Annotated in this window: 1 protein-coding gene; it reads left to right on the top strand. The window is 41.2% G+C overall.

All coding sequences use genetic code 11. The features are described 5' to 3' along the window. Positions 1-290: transposase (locus LMH66_RS20300; protein ID WP_229372730.1), on the top strand; the 290-nt coding region annotated here is incomplete at its 5' end. Positions 291-357: the final 67 nt, after the last annotated feature.

Genomic DNA, 357 nt, shown 5'->3' with positions numbered 1-357 from the left:
AACCTACTTACTCAACAGAATTTAAAATTGATGCGGCTAATCTTGTGATTAAACAAGGCTATTCTGTACGTGAAGCATGCGAAGCGACTGGCGTAGGCCCAACAGCCATTAGGCGTTGGGTAAAGCAGTTATCAGAAGAGTTTGAAGGTATAACGCCAACAGCGACAGCCATGACATCTGAGCAGAGAAAAATTCAAGAGTTAGAAGCCAGGATTAAGAAGATTGAGTGGGAGAAAGACATCTTAAAAAAGGCTACCGCTCTCTTAATGCAAGACAACATCAAACGATAGCGTTAATTGAGTCATTATCAAGAGAGCAAAGCATCGTTAAACAACTATGTCAGTTGTTTGAAGTGCC

The organism is Shewanella sp. 10N.7 (assembly GCF_020806285.1).
Lineage (GTDB): Bacteria > Pseudomonadota > Gammaproteobacteria > Enterobacterales > Shewanellaceae > Shewanella > Shewanella electrodiphila.
The sequence above is the reverse complement of the archived record's forward strand: the minus strand, read 5'-3'. Positions and strand labels throughout refer to the sequence as shown.